Raw genomic sequence first — 19,495 nt, 5'->3', positions numbered from 1 at the left:
TCAGTACAGCGCGTTGGCGAGGTTGCGCCGACCGGCCACGACCTCGGGATCGGCGGGGTCGAACAGCTCGAACAGCTCGATCAGCCGGGTGCGCACCCGGGTGCGCTCTTCTCCAGATGTCCGACGCACCAACGCGATCAGGCGCTCGAAGGCCGCACTCACATCCTGGTTGAGGACTTGCACGTCGGCTGCCGCAAACGCGGCGTCGATGTCATCCGACAAGCTGTCGGCGACCGAGACGGCGTCGGGCCGTTGTGCGGTTGCGCGGATGAGGAATTCGATCTGGCGGATGGCCGCCTTGGCTTCGACGCTTCCTGGGTTGGCATCCAAAATCGCCTGATATGACTTGCGCGCGGCAACAAAGTCGCCATCCTCGAGCTGCTGGCGCGCCTGTGCCACCGCTGGATCGACTTCGGTGGACTCCTCGGAACTCGCTGCGCCCTTGAGCTTTCCGGCTGTCGCAGACAACAGGGAATCCACCCAGCGACTCAGTTGGTCCGCGGGCTGGAGGCCCTGGAAGCTCGAGATCGGCTGTCCCGCAGCCAAGGCCACCACGGTCGGAACCGCTTGGACGCCGAATATCTGTGCCACCCTGGGTGCGACGTCAACGTTAACCGACGCCAGCGACCACTTGCCCTTAGCGGCAGCGGCCAAGCCGGACAGCGTGTCAAGCAAGTCGACGCATACCTCGCTGCGGGGTGACCACAGCAACACCACCACCGGCACTTCGTCGGACCGGACGATCACCTCGTCCTCGAAGTTCGCCTCGGTGATCTCGGTCACACCGGACGGCGTCGACAGTGCCCGGTCGGCATCCGTGCTCGCCGCAGCGTTTTGCTGGGCACGTTGTTTGATGCCGGAGAGGTCAACAGCACCGGCCATGGCCGGCCCGAGCGGGGGTCGCGGACGCGTCACGCCGTCAAGTCTGTCATGCCGCTGCGGTCATCGATCCACCCGGTGGCGCCGACCCTGCGGCAGGAGCCGACATACCGCGATCGGTTGGTATGACCAAGATCACACTGGCCGCCACCGACCCCTCAACCGCTATCCGGCCCGCAATATCAGTGCGTCGCCCTGCCCGCCAGCCCCGCACAATGCGGCAACCCCGACGCCCGATCCCCGGCGTGCCAACTGCAGCGCCGCATGTAGCGTGATTCGCGTCCCTGACATGCCGAGGGGATGCCCGACGGCAATCGCACCACCGTTGACGTTGACGATCTGGGGGTTCAGCCCGAGTTCGCGTATCGAGGCCAATGCCACCGCAGCGAACGCCTCGTTGATCTCCACCACGTCGAGCTGGTCCACTGAGATGCCCTCGCGATCCAGCGCCTTGTTGATCGCGTTGGCCGGCTGCGATTGCAGTGTGGAATCCGGCCCGGCCACCACACCGTGGGCGCCGATCTCGGCTAGCCAGGTCAGCCCCAGTTCCTGGGCCTTTTCCTGGTTCATGACCACCACCGCGGCCGCACCGTCGGAGATCTGTGACGCCGACCCGGCGGTGATGGTGCCGTCGCCACGGAACGCCGGCTTCAGACCGGCCAGCGCGGCGGCGGTGGTGTTGGCGCGGATCCCCTCGTCCTCGGTGAACTGCAGTGGATCGCCCGTGCGCTGCGGGATGTTCACCGGGATCACCTCGTCGGCGAATACGCCGTCCTTCCATGCCGCGGCCGCCTTTTGGTGGGACGCAGCCGCGTACTCGTCCTGTTCGGAGCGGGTGAACATGTCGACGTCGTTGCGTTGCTCGGTGAGCGCGCCCATCGGCTGATCGGTGAACACGTCGTGCAGACCGTCGTAGGCCATGTGGTCCAAAACCGTAACGTCGCCGTACTTGTAACCCGACCGGCTATTCATCAACAGGTGGGGCGCCTTCGTCATCGACTCCTGACCGCCGGCCACCACCACGTCGAACTCTCTGGCCCGAATGAGTTGATCAGCCAGCGCGATTGCGTCGATGCCGGACAGGCACATCTTGTTGATCGTCAGCGCAGGGACATCCCAACCGATGCCGGCCGCCACTGCCGCCTGCCGTGCGGGCATTTGCCCGGCACCCGCGGTCAACACCTGGCCCATGATCACGTACTCGACCAAGGACGCCGGCACGTTGGCCTTCTCCAGGGCGCCCTTAATGGCGATGGCACCCAGCTCGCTGGCGCTGAAATCCTTCAGGGAGCCCATCAACTTGCCGATGGGTGTACGCGCGCCAGCAACAATCACCGATGTCGTTATGACTACCTCCTCAGCGCACCCGAAAGCCGATCTGACCGACCCGGAGAAGCAGATTCTTTCCCTTCAGGTTACCGTTGTGTGATGACGACCGATCAAGTCCACGCCCGTCACATGCTGGCTACCTCGTTGGTAACTGGACTCGATCACGTCGGTATTGCGGTCGCCGACCTGGACGTTGCCATCGAGTGGTATCACGACCACCTTGGCATGATCCTGGTCCACGAGGAAATCAACGACGATCAGGGCATCCGCGAGGCACTGCTGGCGGTGCCGGGCTCCGCGGCGCAAATCCAGTTGATGGCCCCGCTCGACGAATCCTCGGTGATAGCGAAGTTCCTGGACAAGCGCGGGCCAGGCATCCAACAGCTGGCGTGCCGGGTCAGCGATCTTGACGCCATGTGTCGGCGGCTGCGCTCCCAGGGCGTCCGGCTGGTCTACGAGACGGCCAGGCGTGGCACCGCGAACTCACGGATCAACTTCATCCACCCGAAAGACGCCGGCGGGGTTCTGATCGAATTGGTGGAGCCGGCCCCCTAAGGCGCACCAGCAGGGCGCACCAGCCGCCAAAAGCCTAGGTCCATTTTCGAGTCGGACCGCGGGTTGCTCGGTTCGCCCAGCACGGGGTGTGCCAGTGACGCCGGTCATCGACGCCGGCTTGCGGCAAGTCAGTCGGCCACACTACCACATGTGCAGTACCGGAACGGATTTCGTGATCACACCCCGGACAGCGATAGGTCTTGACGGCGCGGGCCGCAGCGACCGGTCGTACTTCATACTCGTGGCCATCGGGCCCCGCTTCCACTCGGCGCAGGGCCCACGACGGCGGTTCCGGCCGCTGCCGGTGCAGCGGTTTGCGGCGCCGAGCCATCGCATCAGTTTAATCGCGCAACTCAGAACAGCCGGTACTCGCCGCTATCCATCCCGCGCATTGTGTCGTAATCCAATGTCAAACAACGGATCCCGCGGTCGGTGGCCAGAATCCGAGCCTGCGGCTTGATCTGTTGAGCGGCAAACACCCCCTTGACCGGCGCGAGCACACTGTCGCGGTTGAGCAACTCGAGGTAGCGGGTCAGCTGCTCCACGCCGTCGATCTCGCCACGCCGCTTGATTTCCACCGCGACCGAGCCACCTCGTTCGTCGCGGCACAGCAGGTCGACGGGTCCGATCGCGGTCATGTACTCGCGGCGGACCAGCGTGTACCCTTCGCCCAGCAATTGGATGTGCTCGGCGAGCAACGCCTGCAAGTGGGCCTCGACGCCGTCCTTGACCAGCCCGGGGTCCACGCCCAGCTCGTGGCTACTGTCGTGCTCGATTCCTTCGATAGTGATGCGCAGCTGCTCGCCGGCCTTGTTCTCGACCACCCACACTGGCGCCTGGCCGCCGGACTCTTCGGTCAACCAGCACGGCGGACTCATCCAGTTCAACGGCTTGTAGGCGCGGTCGTCAGCATGTACGCTGACCGATCCGTCGGCCTTGAACAGCAACAGCCGGCGCGCGGACGGCAGATGCGCGGTGAGCCGGCCGATGTAGTCGACAGTGCACTGGGCGATGACTAGACGCACCCGACTCACCTTAGAGCGCGCAACGACGTTGTTCCTTAGAGCGTGACCGACACACTACGCTGACGTCACCATGCAATCCGAGAAGGCCACCACTCGACACTTGCCAGGGGCCGTCGAGACTCTCAGCCCGCGCACTGGACGACGGCCAGAGACGCCCGCATACGGCTCATGGCTGCTTGGGCGCGTGTCGGAGAGCCCACGGATGCGGCGGGTACGTATCCAGGGCATGCTGACCGTCGCCATTTTGGTCACGAACGTGATCGGGCTCATTGTCGGTGCCATGCTACTGACGGTCGCCTTTCCGAAACCAAGCGTGATTTTGGACGCCCCGCATTGGGTGTCGTTCGGGATCGTTCCGGGATACTGCGTGCTCGCCTTCATACTGGGCACCTACTGGCTCACCAGGCAAACGGCTCGAGCGTTGCGGTGGGCAATCGAGGAACGCACCCCCAGCCATGATGAGGCGCGCAGCGCTTTCCTAGTCCCACTGCGAGTGGCGTTGGCAGTTCTTTTCCTGTGGGGCGCCGCCGCAGCGTTGTGGACGATAATCTACGGCCTGGCCAACCGGTTGTTTATCCCGCGGTTCCTGTTTTCGATGGGCGTCATCGGCGTTGTCGCAGCCACCAGCTGCTATCTGTTAACCGAGTTTGCGCTTCGCCCGATGGCCGCCCAGGCGCTCGAAGTGGGAGCAACACCACGATCGCTGGTGCGAGGCATCGTGGGCCGAACCATGCTGGTGTGGCTGCTCTGTTCAGGCGTACCCAATGTCGGTGTCGCCCTCACCGCCATCTTCGACGATACGTTTTGGGAACTCTCCAATGATCAATTCATGATCACAGTGCTGATCCTGTGGGCACCACTGTTGATCTTCGGATTCATCCTGATGTGGATTCTCGCTTGGCTGACGGCCACGCCTGTGCGCGTGGTCCGCGAGGCGCTCAACCGCGTAGAGCAGGGCGACCTAAGCGGCGATCTGGTCGTATTCGACGGGACCGAACTCGGTGAGCTACAGCGTGGTTTCAACAGAATGGTCGAGGGCCTGCGCGAGCGCGAACGCGTACGCGATCTCTTCGGCCGCCACGTCGGTCGCGAGGTCGCCGCAGCAGCCGAACGCGAGCGACCAAAACTGGGCGGCGAAGAGCGCCATGTCGCCGTCGTCTTCGTCGACATCGTCGGTTCAACTCAATTGGTCACCAGCCGGCCTGCGGCAGAGGTCGTGATGCTACTCAACCGGTTCTTCACGGTAATCGTCGATGAAGTGAACCATCACCGTGGACTTGTCAACAAGTTTCAGGGAGACGCCTCGCTGGCAGTCTTCGGGGCCCCCAACCGCCTGAGCCATCCCGAAGATGCCGCGCTGGCCACCGCACGAGCCATCGCCGACCGGCTAGCCAGCGAAATGCCGGAGTGCCAAGCCGGCATCGGGGTAGCGGCAGGTCAGGTTGTCGCCGGCAATGTCGGCGCCCACGAACGGTTCGAATACACCGTGATCGGCGAACCGGTCAACGAGGCTGCACGACTGTGCGAACTGGCAAAATCATACCCGAGCCGATTGTTGGCGTCGTCGCAAACGTTGCGCGGTGCCAGTGAAAACGAATGTGCCCGTTGGTCTTTAGGCGAGACCGTGACACTTCGCGGGCACGACCAGCCCATCCGGCTGGCGTCGCCAGTTCAACAGCTGCAGATGCCTGCTCAGTCGGCCGACATAGTCGGCGGTGCACTGGGCGATCACCAGACCCACACGATTTACCGTGGGGCGCATCCGACAGATTAGGCTGACGCCACCATGCCGGCGAAAAAGACCATGGCGCAACGCCTGGGCCAGGCACTCGAGACGATGACCCGTCAGTGCGGCCAGCTGCCCGAGACCCCGGCGTATGGCTCCTGGTTGCTTGGACGGGTGTCAGAAAGCCCGTCGCGTCGCTGGGTACGCATCAAGCGCATCGTGACCGTCTATATCATGACGGCGAACCTGACCGGGATCGTGGTCGCGCTGCTAGTGGTGACCTTCGCTTTTCCGGTGCCTAGCATCTACACCGACGCCCCATGGTGGGTCACCTTCGGGGTCGCACCGGCCTATGCGACGCTCGCACTGGCCATCGGCACCTACTGGATAACCACGCGAATCGTCAGAGCGTCCATACGGTGGGCGATCGAGGAACGCGCGCCGAGCCAGGCCGACGGGCGCAACACCTTGCTGCTCCCGTTTCGAGTGGCAGCCGTCCACCTCATTCTGTGGGATATCGGCGGGGCGTTGTTGGCCACGCTCTACGGGCTGGCCAACCGCGTATTCGTCACCATAATTTTGTTCTCGGTGACTATCTGCGGCGTTTTGGTAGCCACCAATTGCTACTTGTTCACCGAGTTCGCGCTGCGACCCGTAGCCGCTAAAGCACTCGAAGCGGGACGACCGCCACGACGGTTTGCACCGGGCATCATGGGCCGAACGATGACGGTGTGGTCGCTAGGTTCAGGCGTGCCCGTGACCGGCATCGCCACGACAGCGCTCTACGTCCTATTGGTGCACAATCTGACCGAAACGCAGCTCGCGTCGGCGGTGTTGATCCTGTCGATAACCACGTTGATCTTCGGGTTTCTCGTGATGTGGATTCTTGCTTGGCTGACGGCGGCGCCGGTGCGAGTGGTGCGCGCTGCGCTCAAGCGTGTCGAGCAGGGGGATCTGCGCGGGGATCTGGTGGTGTTCGACGGCACCGAACTCGGTGAGCTGCAGCGTGGTTTCAACGCGATGGTCAACGGCCTGCGCGAGCGCGAACGCGTGCGCGACCTTTTCGGCCGCCACGTCGGACGCGAAGTCGCCGCCGCCGCCGAGCGTGAACGACCACAGCTAGGCGGCGAAGACCGCCACGCCGCCGTCGTCTTCGTCGACATCGTCGGCTCCACCCAGCTGGTGGACAACCAACCTGCCGCCCACGTGGTCAAGCTCCTCAACCGGTTTTTCGCGATCGTCGTCAACGAGGTCGACCGTCACCACGGACTGATCAACAAGTTCGCAGGCGACGCCGCCCTGGCCATCTTCGGAGCCCCGAACCGCCTCGACCGTCCCGAAGACGCCGCGCTGGCCGCCGCCCGGGCCATAGCCGATCGGCTGGCCAACGAGATGCCCGAGGTCCAAGCCGGCATCGGGGTGGCGGCAGGCCAGATCGTCGCCGGCAACGTCGGCGCCAAGCAAAGATTCGAATACACAGTGGTCGGCAAGCCGGTCAACCAGGCGGCCCGATTGTGCGAACTGGCCAAATCACACCCCGCGCGATTGCTAGCATCCTCGGACACACTGCACGCTGCCAGCGAAACCGAACGTGCCCATTGGTCTTTGGGCGAAACCGTGACGCTGCGCGGTTACCACCAGCCCACCCAACTAGCCTCGCCGCATCGGCGGCCACCGGGAAGCATCCACCTCACCGCAGAGCATGCCGAGGAAATCAGGACCGACAGATTAGGCTGACCCACCATGTCCAAGACGCGGGAGCAACGCCTGCGCCGGGTTCTGGAGACGATGACCCGTCAGCACGACCGGCTGCGAGATCCGCCCGCGTACGGCTCCTGGCTGCTTGGGTGGGTGTCAGAACGCCCGCTCCGCCGCCGGGTGCGGATTCAGATCATCCTGACCATCGCCCTCATCACAGCAAACCTGGTAGGGATCGGCCTGGCTGTGCTGTTAGAAAATGTCGCTTTTCCGACACCTAGCATCGTCAGCGACGCACCCTTGTGGATCACGTTCGTGGCCGGACCCGCTTATACGGTCATCGGGATGGCGTTGGGCAGCTACTACGTCAAGGTGCAGACCTTGGCCGCGCTACGGTGGGCGAGCGAGGAACACACGCCAAGTCGGGCCGACCAACGCAACACCCTGCTGGCCCCGCTGCGGGTGGCGGTCGGGACCCTCATCCTGTGGGCAGTCGGAGCGGCGTTGTTTACCACCCTCTACGGGTTGGCTAACCGCCTATTCATCCCGCAGGTCATGTTCTCGACACTGTTTTGCGGCGTTCTGGTCGCCACCGCCTGCTACATGCTCACCGAGTTCGCTCTGCGCCCGGTGGCCGCCCAGGCACTCGAGGCCGGGCTACCGCCGGGACGGTTCGCACTGGGAATCATCGGCCGGACCATGGTGGTGTGGCTGCTCAGCTCGGGCGTGCCGCTCTTCGGTATCGCCTTGCTAGGGATCCTTGAGATGGTGCTGCAGAACTTCACCGACATCCAGTTCGCATACGGTGTGCTGATCGTGTCGTCGGCAACGCTGATCGGCGGGTTCCTTTTGATGTGGATCATGTCGTGGCTGACGGCGGCGCCGGTGCGAGTGGTGCGCGCTGCGCTCAAGCGTGTCGAGCAGGGGGATCTGCGAGGGGATCTGGTGGTGTTCGACGGCACCGAACTCGGTGAGCTGCAGCGTGGTTTCAACGCGATGGTCAACGGCCTGCGCGAGCGCGAACGCGTGCGCGACCTTTTCGGCCGCCACGTCGGACGCGAAGTCGCCGCCGCCGCCGAGCGTGAACGACCTCAGCTAGGCGGCGAAGACCGCCACGCCGCCGTCGTCTTCGTCGACATCGTCGGCTCCACCCAGCTGGTGGACAACCAACCTGCCGCCCACGTGGTCAAGCTCCTCAACCGGTTTTTCGCGATCGTCGTCAACGAGGTCGACCGTCACCACGGACTGATCAACAAGTTCGCAGGCGACGCCGCCCTGGCCATCTTCGGAGCCCCGAACCGCCTCGACCGTCCCGAAGACGCCGCGCTGGCCGCCGCCCGGGCCATAGCCGATCGGCTGGCCAACGAGATGCCCGAGGTCCAAGCCGGCATCGGGGTGGCGGCAGGCCAGATCGTCGCCGGCAATGTCGGCGCCAAGCAAAGATTCGAATACACAGTGGTCGGCAAGCCGGTCAACCAGGCGGCCCGATTGTGCGAACTGGCCAAATCACACCCCGCGCGATTGCTAGCATCCTCGGACACACTGCACGGCGCGAGCGAAACCGAGCGTGCCCATTGGTCTTTGGGCGAGACGGTGACGCTGCGCGGACATGAGCAGCCGACTCGGCTGGCCGTGCCCACCTAAGCCGGGCAAACAACACGAGCGCGCCAACCGGTCGCACCCGACTCTTCGACAAACTAGTCTGACGCCACAATGTCGGCCAAGAAGAGCACGGCGCAACGCTTGGGTCGGGTGCTAGAGACGGTGACCCGGCAGAGCGGCCGGCTGCCAGAAACTCCCGCGTACGGCTCCTGGCTGCTTGGGCGGGTTTCGGAAAGCCAACGGCGCCGACGGGTACGGATCCAGGTCATGCTGACCGCGCTGGTCGTGACCGCGAACCTGCTCGGCATCGGGGTTGCCCTGCTATTGGTGACGATCGCCATCCCCGAACCGAGCATCGTTCGCGACACGCCACGGTGGCTCACGTTCGGGGTGGTGCCGGGCTATGTCCTGCTAGCCCTCGCTGTGGGTAGCTACGCACTGACCAGGCAGACCGTGCAAGCCCTGCGCTGGGCGATCGAAGGACGGAAACCGACTCGTGAGGACGAGCGCCGCACCTTCCTGGCCCCCTGGCGAGTCGCCGTGGGCCACCTCATGTTTTGGGGTGTTGGCACGGCGCTCTTGACGACACTCTACGGCCTGATCAACAACGCGTTCATCCCGCGATTCCTGTTCGCGGTCAGCTTTTGCGGCGTATTGGTCGCAACCGCAACCTATCTGCATACCGAGTTCGCATTGCGCCCGTTCGCCGCCCAGGCGCTCGAGGCCGGGCCGCCGCCACGCCGGTTGGCGCCGGGAATCCTGGGCCGGACCATGGTGGTGTGGCTGCTCGGTTCGGGAGTACCCGTCGTCGGCATCGCCCTGATGGCGATGTTCGAAATGGTGCTGCTCAATCTCACTCGGATGCAGTTCGCGACGGGTGTGCTGATCATCTCGATGGTCACATTGGTGTTCGGGTTCATCCTGATGTGGATCCTGGCCTGGCTGACGGCGACCCCGGTGCGGGTGGTGCGTGCGGCGCTGCGGCGCGTCGAGCGGGGCGAGCTACGGACCAACCTGGTGGTCTTCGACGGCACCGAACTCGGCGAGCTGCAGCGTGGTTTCAACGCGATGGTCGCCGGACTGCGGGAGCGCGAACGAGTGCGCGATCTGTTCGGCCGCCACGTCGGACGCGAAGTCGCCGCCGCCGCCGAGCGTGAACGTTCGAAACTGGGCGGCGAAGAACGCCACGTCGCCGTCGTGTTCATCGACATCGTCGGCTCGACGCAATTGGTAACCAGCCGGCCACCGGCCGACGTCGTCAAGCTGCTCAACAAGTTCTTCGCGATTGTCGTCGACGAGGTCGACCGCCACCACGGATTGGTCAACAAGTTCGAGGGTGACGCGTCGCTAACCATCTTCGGCGCCCCGAACCGGCTTCCCTGTCCCGAAGACAAGGCACTGGCCGCCGCGCGGGCGATAGCCGATCGGCTGGTCAACGAAATGCCCGAGTGCCAGGCCGGGATCGGCGTGGCGGCGGGGCAGGTCATTGCCGGCAACGTGGGCGCCCGAGAACGGTTCGAGTACACCGTGATCGGGGAGCCGGTCAACGAGGCGGCCCGATTGTGCGAACTGGCCAAATCGCGTCCCGGCAAGTTGCTGGCTTCGGCACAGGCCGTGGACGCCGCAAGCGAAGAGGAGCGCGCCCGTTGGTCTTTGGGTAGGCATGTGAAACTTCGTGGGCACGACCAACCGGTCCGGCTGGCCAAGCCGGTCGGGCTGACCAAGCCGCGTAGGTAACCCGCCCGAACCCACGACGACCCCATCACAATGTCGTTTTTCCGCCAGTCATGTCGGTGGGCGGGTGTAATTGTTGAAGGGTGCACGACGACTTCGAACGCTGCTACCGGGCGGTCCAGTCCAAAGACGCCCGGTTCGACGGCTGGTTCGTCGTCGCGGTTGTGACCACCGGTGTCTACTGCCGGCCGAGTTGCCCCGTCCGGCCACCGTTCGCGCGCAATGTCCGGTTCCTGCCGACTGCGGCGGCCGCTCAGGGGGAGGGATTCCGGGCCTGCAAACGGTGCCGCCCCGACGCCTCGCCGGGGTCTCCGGAATGGAATGTGCGTAGTGACGTCGTGGCGCGGGCGATGCGGCTGATTGCCGACGGAACGGTGGACCGCGACGGTGTCAGCGGCCTCGCGGCCCAGCTCGGTTACACCATTCGCCAGCTGGAGCGGCTGTTGCAGGCCGTGGTCGGCGCCGGTCCGCTCGCGTTGGCCCGCGCCCAACGCATGCAGACCGCCCGGGTGCTGATCGAGACCACGAACCTGCCGTTCGGCGATGTCGCATTCGCCGCCGGGTTTTCCAGCATCCGTCAGTTCAACGACACCGTTCGCCTGGCGTGCGACGGCACACCGACGGCATTGCGTGCGCGCGCGGCCGCCCGATTCGAGTCTGCCACCGCATCAGCGGGCACGGTGTCGCTGCGGCTACCCGTCCGTGCACCATTCGCCTTCGAGGGTGTTTTCGGCCATCTGGCCGCCACCGCGGTGCCGGGTTGCGAAGAGGTCCGCGATGGTGCGTACCGACGCACGCTACGGCTCCCATGGGGCAACGGCATCGTCAGCCTGACGCCGGCACCCGATCATGTGCGCTGCCTGCTTGTGCTCGATGATTTCCGCGACCTGATGACGGCCACTGCACGTTGCCGACGGCTGCTGGACCTCGACGCCGATCCCGAAGCGATCGTCGAGGCGCTGGGCGCCGATCCGGATCTGCGCGCAGTGGTGGGCAAGGCACCCGGGCAACGCATTCCCCGCACAGTCGACGAGGCAGAATTCGCCGTGCGGGCGGTCCTCGCCCAACAGGTATCGACCAAGGCCGCAAGCACTCACGCGGGCCGACTGGTCGCCGCCTACGGACGGCCGGTCCACGATCGCCACGGCGCTTTGACCCACACCTTCCCGTCGATCGAGCAGCTCGCTGAGATCGATCCCGGCCATCTGGCCGTCCCCAAGGCGCGTCAAAGGACCATAAACGCGCTCGTCGCCAGCCTTGCCGACAAAAGTCTGGTCCTGGACGCCGGATGTGACTGGCAACGCGCCCGCGGGCAGTTGCTAGCGCTGCCCGGAGTGGGCCCCTGGACCGCGGAGGTCATCGCCATGCGCGGCCTCGGTGACCCGGACGCCTTTCCGGCCAGTGATCTCGGCCTGCGGCTGGCCGCCAAAAAGCTGGGCCTGCCTGCACAACGACGAGCCCTGACGGTGCACAGCGCTCGCTGGCGCCCCTGGCGCTCCTATGCCACCCAGCACCTGTGGACCACCCTGGAACATCCGGTAAACCAATGGCCACCGCAGGAGAAGATCGCATGATTCACTACCGCACCATCGATAGCCCCATCGGGCCATTAACCCTGGCCGGGCATGGCTCGGTGTTGACGAACCTGCGGATGCTCGAGCAGACGTATGAGCCAAGCCGCACACACTGGACACCCGACCCCGGCGCATTTTCTGGCGCTGTCGACCAACTCAACGCTTATTTCGCCGGCGAGCTCACCGAATTCGATGTGGAACTTGACCTCCGGGGAACCGACTTTCAGCAACGAGTATGGAAAGCATTGCTGACAATCCCGTACGGGGAAACCCGGTCCTACGGGGAAATCGCCGACCAGATCGGCGCCCCCGGCGCCGCACGCGCCGTGGGATTGGCCAACGGCCACAATCCCATCGCCATCATCGTCCCGTGCCACCGCGTGATCGGCGCCAGCGGAAAGCTCACCGGGTACGGCGGTGGAATCAACCGGAAACGAGCTCTGCTCGAGTTGGAGAAAAGCCGGGCGCCCGCAGACTTGACGCTCTTCGACTGAGCGCCCCCGCCCGCGAGGGTATCGTCATTGCGAAAATCGAAGCCATAATTCGCCCGCTCGCGAGCGGCTGAGTCGATATAAACATACACAAAAACACCCCCGTTACCGGGGGTGTTTTTGTGTATGTTCGGCGGTGTCCTACTTTTCCACCCGGAGGGGCAGTATCATCGGCGCTGGCAGGCTTAGCTTCCGGGTTCGGAATGGGACCGGGCGTTTCCCTGCCGCTGTGGCCGCCGTAACTCTATGCAAATTTGTTCTGGTGGGGGGGTGTGGACGCACGGCTAGCGCCGTGAACGGATGTGGTTGCGAGTTTGTTTTTGCCTCCCTTTTCCAAAAGGGAGGGTGTTGTAAGTTTTCGGCCGGTTAGCACCAGTTCCCTACACCCATTACTGAGCTTCCAGGTCTGACCTATTGAACCCGTGTTCTGCGGGGGGCCTTATCCCACCAAGTGGGTGAGAAACCTGATCTTGGAGAAGGTTTCCCGCTTAGATGCTTTCAGCGGTTATCCTGACCGAACGTGGCTATCCAGCGGTGCCCCTGGCGGGACAACTGGTGCACCAGAGGTTCGTCCGTCCCGGTCCTCTCGTACTAGGGACAGGTTTCCTCAAGTTTCTGACGCGCGCGGCGGATAGAGACCGAACTGTCTCACGACGTTCTAAACCCAGCTCGCGTGCCGCTTTAATGGGCGAACAGCCCAACCCTTGGGACCTGCTCCAGCCCCAGGATGCGACGAGCCGACATCGAGGTGCCAAACCATCCCGTCGATATGGACTCTTGGGGAAGATCAGCCTGTTATCCCCGGGGTACCTTTTATCCGTTGAGCGACACCCCTTCCACTCGGGGGTGCCGGATCACTAATCCCGACTTTCGTCCCTGCTTGACTTGTAAGTCTCGCAGTCAAGCTCCCTTGTGCATTTACACTCGCCACCTGATTGCCGTCCAGGTTGAGGGAACCTTTGGGCGCCTCCGTTACATTTTAGGAGGCAACCGCCCCAGTTAAACTACCCGCCAGGCACTGTCCCTAAACCCGATTCAGGGTTCGAGGTTAGATGCCCAATACGATCAGAGTGGTATTTCAACAACGACTCCGCCCCAACTGGCGTCGAGGTTTCACAGTCTCCCACCTATCCTACACAAACCGTACCGAACATCAATACCAAGTTGTAGTGAAGGTCCCGGGGTCTTTTCGTCCTGCCGCGCGTAACGAGCATCTTTACTCGTAGTGCAATTTCGCCGAGTCTATGGTTGAGACAGTTGAGAAGTCGTTACGCCATTCGTGCAGGTCGGAACTTACCCGACAAGGAATTTCGCTACCTTAGGATGGTTATAGTTACCACCGCCGTTTACTGGGGCTTAAATTCTCCGCTTCACCCTTGCGGGTTAACGGGTCCTCTTAACCTTCCAGCACCGGGCAGGCGTCAGTCCGTATACATCGTCTTGCGACTTCGCACGGACCTGTGTTTTTAGTAAACAGTCGCTCCTCACTGGTTTCTGCGACCGGATCCCGCTCCCACCGCAAGGGTGTTCACGATATTCCGGTCCCCCTTCTCCCGAAGTTACGGGGGCATTTTGCCGAGTTCCTTAACCATAGTTATCTCGTACGCCTTGGTATGCTCTACCTGACCACCTGTGTCGGTTTGGGGTACGGGCCGTGTGTGTGCTCGCTAGAGGCTTTTCTTGGCAGCAGAGGATCACCGAATTCGCCTCAACCGGCTATGCGTCACCTCTCAGGATTAGTGAGCGACGGATTTGCCTATCGCTCTCCCTACCGGCTTGCCCCAGTGTTACCACTGACTGGTACGGCTACCTTCCTGCGTCACCCCTTCGCTTGACTACTACCAGCGAAGTTCCCACGCAGCCCCAGAACTCCACGCCCCCGAAGGGGAGTGATCGATCCGGTTTTGGGTGGTTAGTACCGCTGATTCGTCACGGGCGCCCACACACGGGTACGGGAATATCAACCCGTTGTCCATCGACTACGCCTGTCGGCCTCGCCTTAGGTCCCGACTCACCCTGGGCGGACTGGCCTGGCCCAGGAACCCTTGGTCTTTCGGCGGGCAAGGTTCTCACTTGCCTTGTCGCTACTCATGCCTGCATTCTCACTCCCCCACCCTCCACCACCGGTCACCCGGTGGCTTCGCTGAATGAGGGACGCTCCCCTACCCACACCCACCACAAGGTGGATGTGCCGCGGCTTCGGCGGTGTGCTTGAGCCCCGCTACATTATCGGCGCACAATCACTTGACCAGTGAGCTATTACGCACTCTTTCAAGGGTGGCTGCTTCTAAGCCAACCTCCTGGTTGTCTTTGCGACTGCACATCCTTTCCCACTTAGCACACGCTTGGGGGCCTTAGCCGGCGATCTGGGCTGTTTCCCTTTCGACGTACGGAGCTTATCCCCCGCCGTCTCACTGCCACGCTTTACACCACGGCATTCGGAGTTTGGCTGACGTCAGTAACCTAGTAGGGCCCATCGGCCATCCAGTAGCTCTACCTCCGCGGTGAACCACGCAACGCTGCACCTAAATGCATTTCGGGGAGAACCAGCTATCACGGAGTTTGATTGGCCTTTCACCCCTACCCACAGCTCATCCCCTCAGTCTTCAACCTAAGTGGGTTCGGGCCTCCACGCGGTCTTACCCGCGCTTCACCCTGGCCATGGGTAGATCACTCCGCTTCGGGTCCAGAACACGCCACTATCCACACGCGCGTATGCGCGTGTGGATCGCCCTATTCAGACTCGCTTTCGCTGCGGCTACCCCACACGGGTTAACCTTGCGACATGTCCCTGACTCGCAGGCTCATTCTTCAAAAGGCACGCCATCACCACCCTCCTCCGGAGAGGAAAAGGAGGCTCTGACGGATTGTAGGCACACGGTTTCAGGTACTCTTTCACTCCCCTCCCGGGGTACTTTTCACCATTCCCTCACGGTACTAATCCGCTATCGGTCATCGAGGAGTATTTAGGCTTACCGGGTGGTCCCGGCGGATTCACAGCGGATTCCACGGGCCCGCTGCTACTCGGGAATTGATACTAGGCAGGTGCCGGGTTTTCGCGTACCGGGCTCTCACCGTCTACGGCAGACCATCCCAGGCCACTTCCGCTAACCACGACACTTTCTGACTGCCTCTCAGCCGGGTAGCGCTGAGACATATCCTCCCACAACCCCGCACACACAACCCCTACCCGGTTACCCATGCGTGCGGTTTAGCCTGTTCCGCGTTCGCTCGCCACTACTTGCGGAATCACAATTGTTTTCTCCTCCTACGGGTACTGAGATGTTTCACTTCCCCGCGTTCCCTCCCGCACCCTATATATTCAGATGCGGGTAGCACGACATCACTCGTGCTGGGTTTCCCCATTCGGAAATCCTCGGATCCACGCTCGGTTGACAGCTCCCCGAGGCATATCGCAGCCTCCCACGTCCTTCATCGGCTCTCGATGCCAAGGCATCCACCATGCGCCCTTAGACACTTACATACACAACAAAAACCAAAGAATATTGCACAAAGAACACGCCACCGCTAGCCGGCAGCGTATCCATTGATGCTCGCAACCACTATCCAGTTCTCAAACACCACACCCCACCACCAAGGCGGTGGGACAACACCTGGAACAAGTCCGAGTGTTGCCTCAGGACCCAACAGTGTGTTGGTGGCCAACTTTGTTGTCATGCACCCGGCTCTCGCCCACTACAGACAAGAACCCCTCACGGCCTACGCCCCACCAGTTGGGGCGTTTTCGTGGTGCTCCTTAGAAAGGAGGTGATCCAGCCGCACCTTCCGGTACGGCTACCTTGTTACGACTTCGTCCCAATCGCCGATCCCACCTTCGACAGCTCCCTCCCGAGGGTTAGGCCACTGGCTTCGGGTGTTACCGACTTTCATGACGTGACGGGCGGTGTGTACAAGGCCCGGGAACGTATTCACCGCAGCGTTGCTGATCTGCGATTACTAGCGACTCCGACTTCACGGGGTCGAGTTGCAGACCCCGATCCGAACTGAGACCGGCTTTTAAGGATTCGCTTAACCTCGCGGCATCGCAGCCCTTTGTACCGGCCATTGTAGCATGTGTGAAGCCCTGGACATAAGGGGCATGATGACTTGACGTCATCCCCACCTTCCTCCGAGTTGACCCCGGCAGTCTCTCACGAGTCCCCACCATTACGTGCTGGCAACATGAGACAAGGGTTGCGCTCGTTGCGGGACTTAACCCAACATCTCACGACACGAGCTGACGACAGCCATGCACCACCTGCACACAGGCCACAAGGGAACGCCTATCTCTAGACGCGTCCTGTGCATGTCAAACCCAGGTAAGGTTCTTCGCGTTGCATCGAATTAATCCACATGCTCCGCCGCTTGTGCGGGCCCCCGTCAATTCCTTTGAGTTTTAGCCTTGCGGCCGTACTCCCCAGGCGGGGTACTTAATGCGTTAGCTACGGCACGGATCCCAAGGAAGGAAACCCACACCTAGTACCCACCGTTTACGGCGTGGACTACCAGGGTATCTAATCCTGTTCGCTCCCCACGCTTTCGCTCCTCAGCGTCAGTTACTGCCCAGAGACCCGCCTTCGCCACCGGTGTTCCTCCTGATATCTGCGCATTCCACCGCTACACCAGGAATTCCAGTCTCCCCTGCAGTACTCTAGTCTGCCCGTATCGCCCGCACGCTCACAGTTAAGCCGTGAGATTTCACGAACAACGCGACAAACCACCTACGAGCTCTTTACGCCCAGTAATTCCGGACAACGCTCGCACCCTACGTATTACCGCGGCTGCTGGCACGTAGTTGGCCGGTGCTTCTTCTCCACCTACCGTCAATCCGAGAGAACCCGGACCTTCGTCGATGGTGAAAGAGGTTTACAACCCGAAGGCCGTCATCCCCCACGCGGCGTCGCTGCATCAGGCTTGCGCCCATTGTGCAATATTCCCCACTGCTGCCTCCCGTAGGAGTCTGGGCCGTATCTCAGTCCCAGTGTGGCCGGACACCCTCTCAGGCCGGCTACCCGTCGTCGCCTTGGTAGGCCGTCACCCCACCAACAAGCTGATAGGCCGCGGGCTCATCCCACACCGCTAAAGCGCTTTCCACCACAAGACATGCATCCCGTGGTCCTATCCGGTATTAGACCCAGTTTCCCAGGCTTATCCCGAAGTGCAGGGCAGATCACCCACGTGTTACTCACCCGTTCGCCACTCGAGTATCTCCGAAGAGACCTTTCCGTTCGACTTGCATGTGTTAAGCACGCCGCCAGCGTTCGTCCTGAGCCAGGATCAAACTCTCCAACCAAAAACCCAAACACTCCCTTTGGAAAAGGGAGCCAAAGGTATTTAGAAATATCCTGACAAAACAAACGGCCACGCCCCCGACAACGGGGCATCAAGAGCATGGCCAAAAATAACAACAAAAATGTGAAACCACCAAACACACTATTGAGTTCTCAAACAACACGCTTGCTTGTTTCCGCCCGCTTCGGGGCAACCCTGCCAGTCTAATACAAATCCGGCAATGGAGTCAAGACCAGGTTCGGTCATCCATAGATATCCATAGGTGACCGTCGCCTAACAGCATACCCGTTCGATCTCGGCACCGAGACTCACCAGGTTCTCCACGAACAACGGATATCCGCGATCGATGTGGAATACATCGTGGACCTCGGTGTCGCCGTCGGCAACGAGCCCCGCCAGCACCAAGCCGGCCCCGGCACGGATGTCCGAACACCACACCGGAGCGCTCGACAGCTGCGGGAGGCCCCGCACCACGGCGTGGTGCCCGTCGGTCCGAGCGTCTGCACCGAGCCGGATCATCTCTTCAACGAAGCGGAACCGCGCCTCGAACACGTTCTCCGTGATCATCGATGTGCCGTCGGCGATCGACGCCAAAGCGATAGCCATCGGCTGCAGATCCGTGGGAAACCCGGGGAACGGCAAGGTCGCAACGTTGACAGCCTTCGGACGCTCGTACTGGGTCACCCGGAAGCTGGCGTCAGTCTGGGTGACGGTTGCGCCCGCGTCGTGCAATTTGTGCAGCACCAGCTGCAGATGCGCCGGGTCTACGCCCGCCACTGATATATCACCACGGGTCATTGCGGCAGCGATGCCCCATGTGGCGGCAACGATACGGTCTCCGATCACCCGGTGCTCGGTTGGATGCAGCCGCGGGACACCGGTGATGGTCATTGTCGGCGAACCCGCACCTTCGACCTGTGCGCCCATCTGGTTCAACATCGTGCACAAGTCGACGACGTCGGGTTCTCGAGCCGCATTGTGAATAGTGGTGACTCCCTCGGCCACCACGGCGGCCATCAAGATGTTCTCGGTGGCTCCCACCGAGGGGAACTCCAACTGAATCTCCGCACCGCGCAACGTTTCCGCTCGGGCTACCACGCAGCCGTGCTCGATGTTGCAGTGGGCACCCAATTGCCGTAGGCCCGCCTGGTGCATATCCAACGGACGCGACCCGATCGCGTCACCGCCCGGCAGCGCGACCCTGGCCCGTTTGCACCGCCCGACCAGCGGTCCCAGCACACAGACCGAGGCGCGGAATTGCCGCACCGCAGCGAAGTCGGCATCGTACTTCGGCTCGTCAGGTGCGGTGATCCGGGCCACGTCACCGTCGAGTTCGACGGTGGCGCCCAGACCACGCAGTACCTCCGCCATCAGCGGCACATCGAGGATGTCGGGACAGTTGGTGATCGTGCTGGTGCCCTCGGCCAACAACGTCGCAGCCATGAGCTTGAGCACGCTGTTCTTGGCGCCGCCGACGGCCACTTCGCCTGATAACCGGTTGCCCCCAGTCACGACGAAACGCTCGGCCACCCGGTCAGTGTAGTAAAGGGGTTTTGCCTTGTCAGTGAGCCAAGCCAGTCAGCGAGTACC

12 protein-coding genes and 3 rRNA genes are annotated in these 19,495 nt (G+C 62.5%); 7 read left to right on the top strand and 8 right to left on the bottom strand.

What is annotated here, in order from left to right:
- Both MCAN_RS07065 and MCAN_RS07060 read right to left on the bottom strand, forming a co-directional pair.
- The gene (locus MCAN_RS07065; protein ID WP_003406887.1) at positions 1-915 is read right to left on the bottom strand and encodes a thioredoxin family protein; all 915 of its coding nucleotides are present in this window, start codon (positions 913-915) and stop codon (positions 1-3) included.
- A gap of 129 nt (positions 916-1,044) precedes the next feature.
- A complete protein-coding gene (locus MCAN_RS07060) occupies positions 1,045-2,226 on the bottom strand; it encodes an acetyl-CoA C-acetyltransferase (protein ID WP_023637385.1) in 1,182 nt (393 codons plus the stop codon).
- Positions 2,227-2,304: 78 nt separating this feature from the next.
- Here MCAN_RS07060 and mce point away from each other — a divergent pair, with 78 nt between their 5' ends.
- Positions 2,305-2,763: a methylmalonyl-CoA epimerase gene (gene mce, locus MCAN_RS07055; protein WP_003406879.1), complete on the top strand. Its 459-nt coding sequence runs from the start codon at positions 2,305-2,307 to the stop codon at positions 2,761-2,763.
- Positions 2,764-2,797: 34 nt separating this feature from the next.
- On the opposite strand, the gene MCAN_RS07050 is transcribed toward mce, so the two are convergent.
- Both MCAN_RS07050 and nucS read right to left on the bottom strand, forming a co-directional pair.
- On the bottom strand, positions 2,798-3,094 hold the full coding sequence (locus MCAN_RS07050) for a hypothetical protein (protein WP_003898823.1): 297 nt from the start codon (positions 3,092-3,094) through the stop codon (positions 2,798-2,800).
- A gap of 22 nt (positions 3,095-3,116) precedes the next feature.
- Positions 3,117-3,788, bottom strand: a complete 672-nt coding sequence (nucS, locus tag MCAN_RS07045) for an endonuclease NucS (RefSeq protein WP_003406872.1) — start codon at positions 3,786-3,788, stop codon at positions 3,117-3,119.
- Between the two features lie 70 nt (positions 3,789-3,858).
- On the opposite strand from nucS, the gene MCAN_RS07040 reads away from it, so the two are divergent.
- From MCAN_RS07040 to ogt, 6 genes are all read left to right on the top strand, one after another.
- The gene (locus tag MCAN_RS07040) at positions 3,859-5,562 is read left to right on the top strand and encodes an adenylate/guanylate cyclase domain-containing protein (RefSeq protein WP_014000708.1); all 1,704 of its coding nucleotides are present in this window, start codon (positions 3,859-3,861) and stop codon (positions 5,560-5,562) included.
- A gap of 12 nt (positions 5,563-5,574) precedes the next feature.
- Complete coding sequence (locus MCAN_RS07035) at positions 5,575-7,251, top strand: adenylate/guanylate cyclase domain-containing protein (RefSeq protein ID WP_003910324.1); 1,677 nt, start codon at positions 5,575-5,577, stop codon at positions 7,249-7,251.
- Positions 7,252-7,257: 6 nt separating this feature from the next.
- Positions 7,258-8,856, top strand: a complete 1,599-nt coding sequence (locus tag MCAN_RS07030; protein ID WP_014000707.1) for an adenylate/guanylate cyclase domain-containing protein — start codon at positions 7,258-7,260, stop codon at positions 8,854-8,856.
- A gap of 69 nt (positions 8,857-8,925) precedes the next feature.
- Positions 8,926-10,551: an adenylate/guanylate cyclase domain-containing protein gene (locus MCAN_RS07025; protein WP_014000706.1), complete on the top strand. Its 1,626-nt coding sequence runs from the start codon at positions 8,926-8,928 to the stop codon at positions 10,549-10,551.
- An 80-nt stretch (positions 10,552-10,631) separates the two neighbouring features.
- Entirely contained in the window at positions 10,632-12,122 is a 1,491-nt protein-coding gene (gene alkA / locus MCAN_RS07020) for a bifunctional regulatory protein/DNA repair enzyme AlkA (protein WP_014000705.1), read from the top strand.
- Positions 12,119-12,616 (top strand): methylated-DNA--protein-cysteine methyltransferase, encoded by a 498-nt coding sequence (ogt, locus tag MCAN_RS07015; protein ID WP_003406857.1) that lies wholly within the window; start codon positions 12,119-12,121, stop codon positions 12,614-12,616. Before alkA ends, ogt begins: the two co-directional genes overlap by 4 nt.
- Before the next feature lie 125 nt (positions 12,617-12,741).
- Here ogt and rrf read toward each other — a convergent pair.
- The 4 genes from rrf to murA all read right to left on the bottom strand — a co-directional run bounded on the left by rrf (position 12,742) and on the right by murA (position 19,435).
- Positions 12,742-12,854 (bottom strand): 5S ribosomal RNA (gene rrf / locus MCAN_RS07010).
- A gap of 105 nt (positions 12,855-12,959) precedes the next feature.
- A 23S ribosomal RNA gene (locus MCAN_RS07005) occupies positions 12,960-16,097 on the bottom strand.
- A gap of 277 nt (positions 16,098-16,374) precedes the next feature.
- A 16S ribosomal RNA gene (locus MCAN_RS07000) occupies positions 16,375-17,906 on the bottom strand.
- The 16S, 23S and 5S rRNA genes sit together here, the layout of an rRNA operon.
- Before the next feature lie 272 nt (positions 17,907-18,178).
- Complete coding sequence (murA, locus tag MCAN_RS06995) at positions 18,179-19,435, bottom strand: UDP-N-acetylglucosamine 1-carboxyvinyltransferase (RefSeq protein ID WP_003406845.1); 1,257 nt, start codon at positions 19,433-19,435, stop codon at positions 18,179-18,181.
- Between the last annotated feature and the right edge of the window lie 60 nt (positions 19,436-19,495).

The sequence above is a fragment of the Mycobacterium canetti CIPT 140010059 genome (assembly GCF_000253375.1).
Lineage (GTDB): Bacteria > Actinomycetota > Actinomycetes > Mycobacteriales > Mycobacteriaceae > Mycobacterium > Mycobacterium tuberculosis.
Note: the sequence above shows the minus strand (reverse complement) of the source record. Positions and strands in the feature narration are given on the sequence as shown.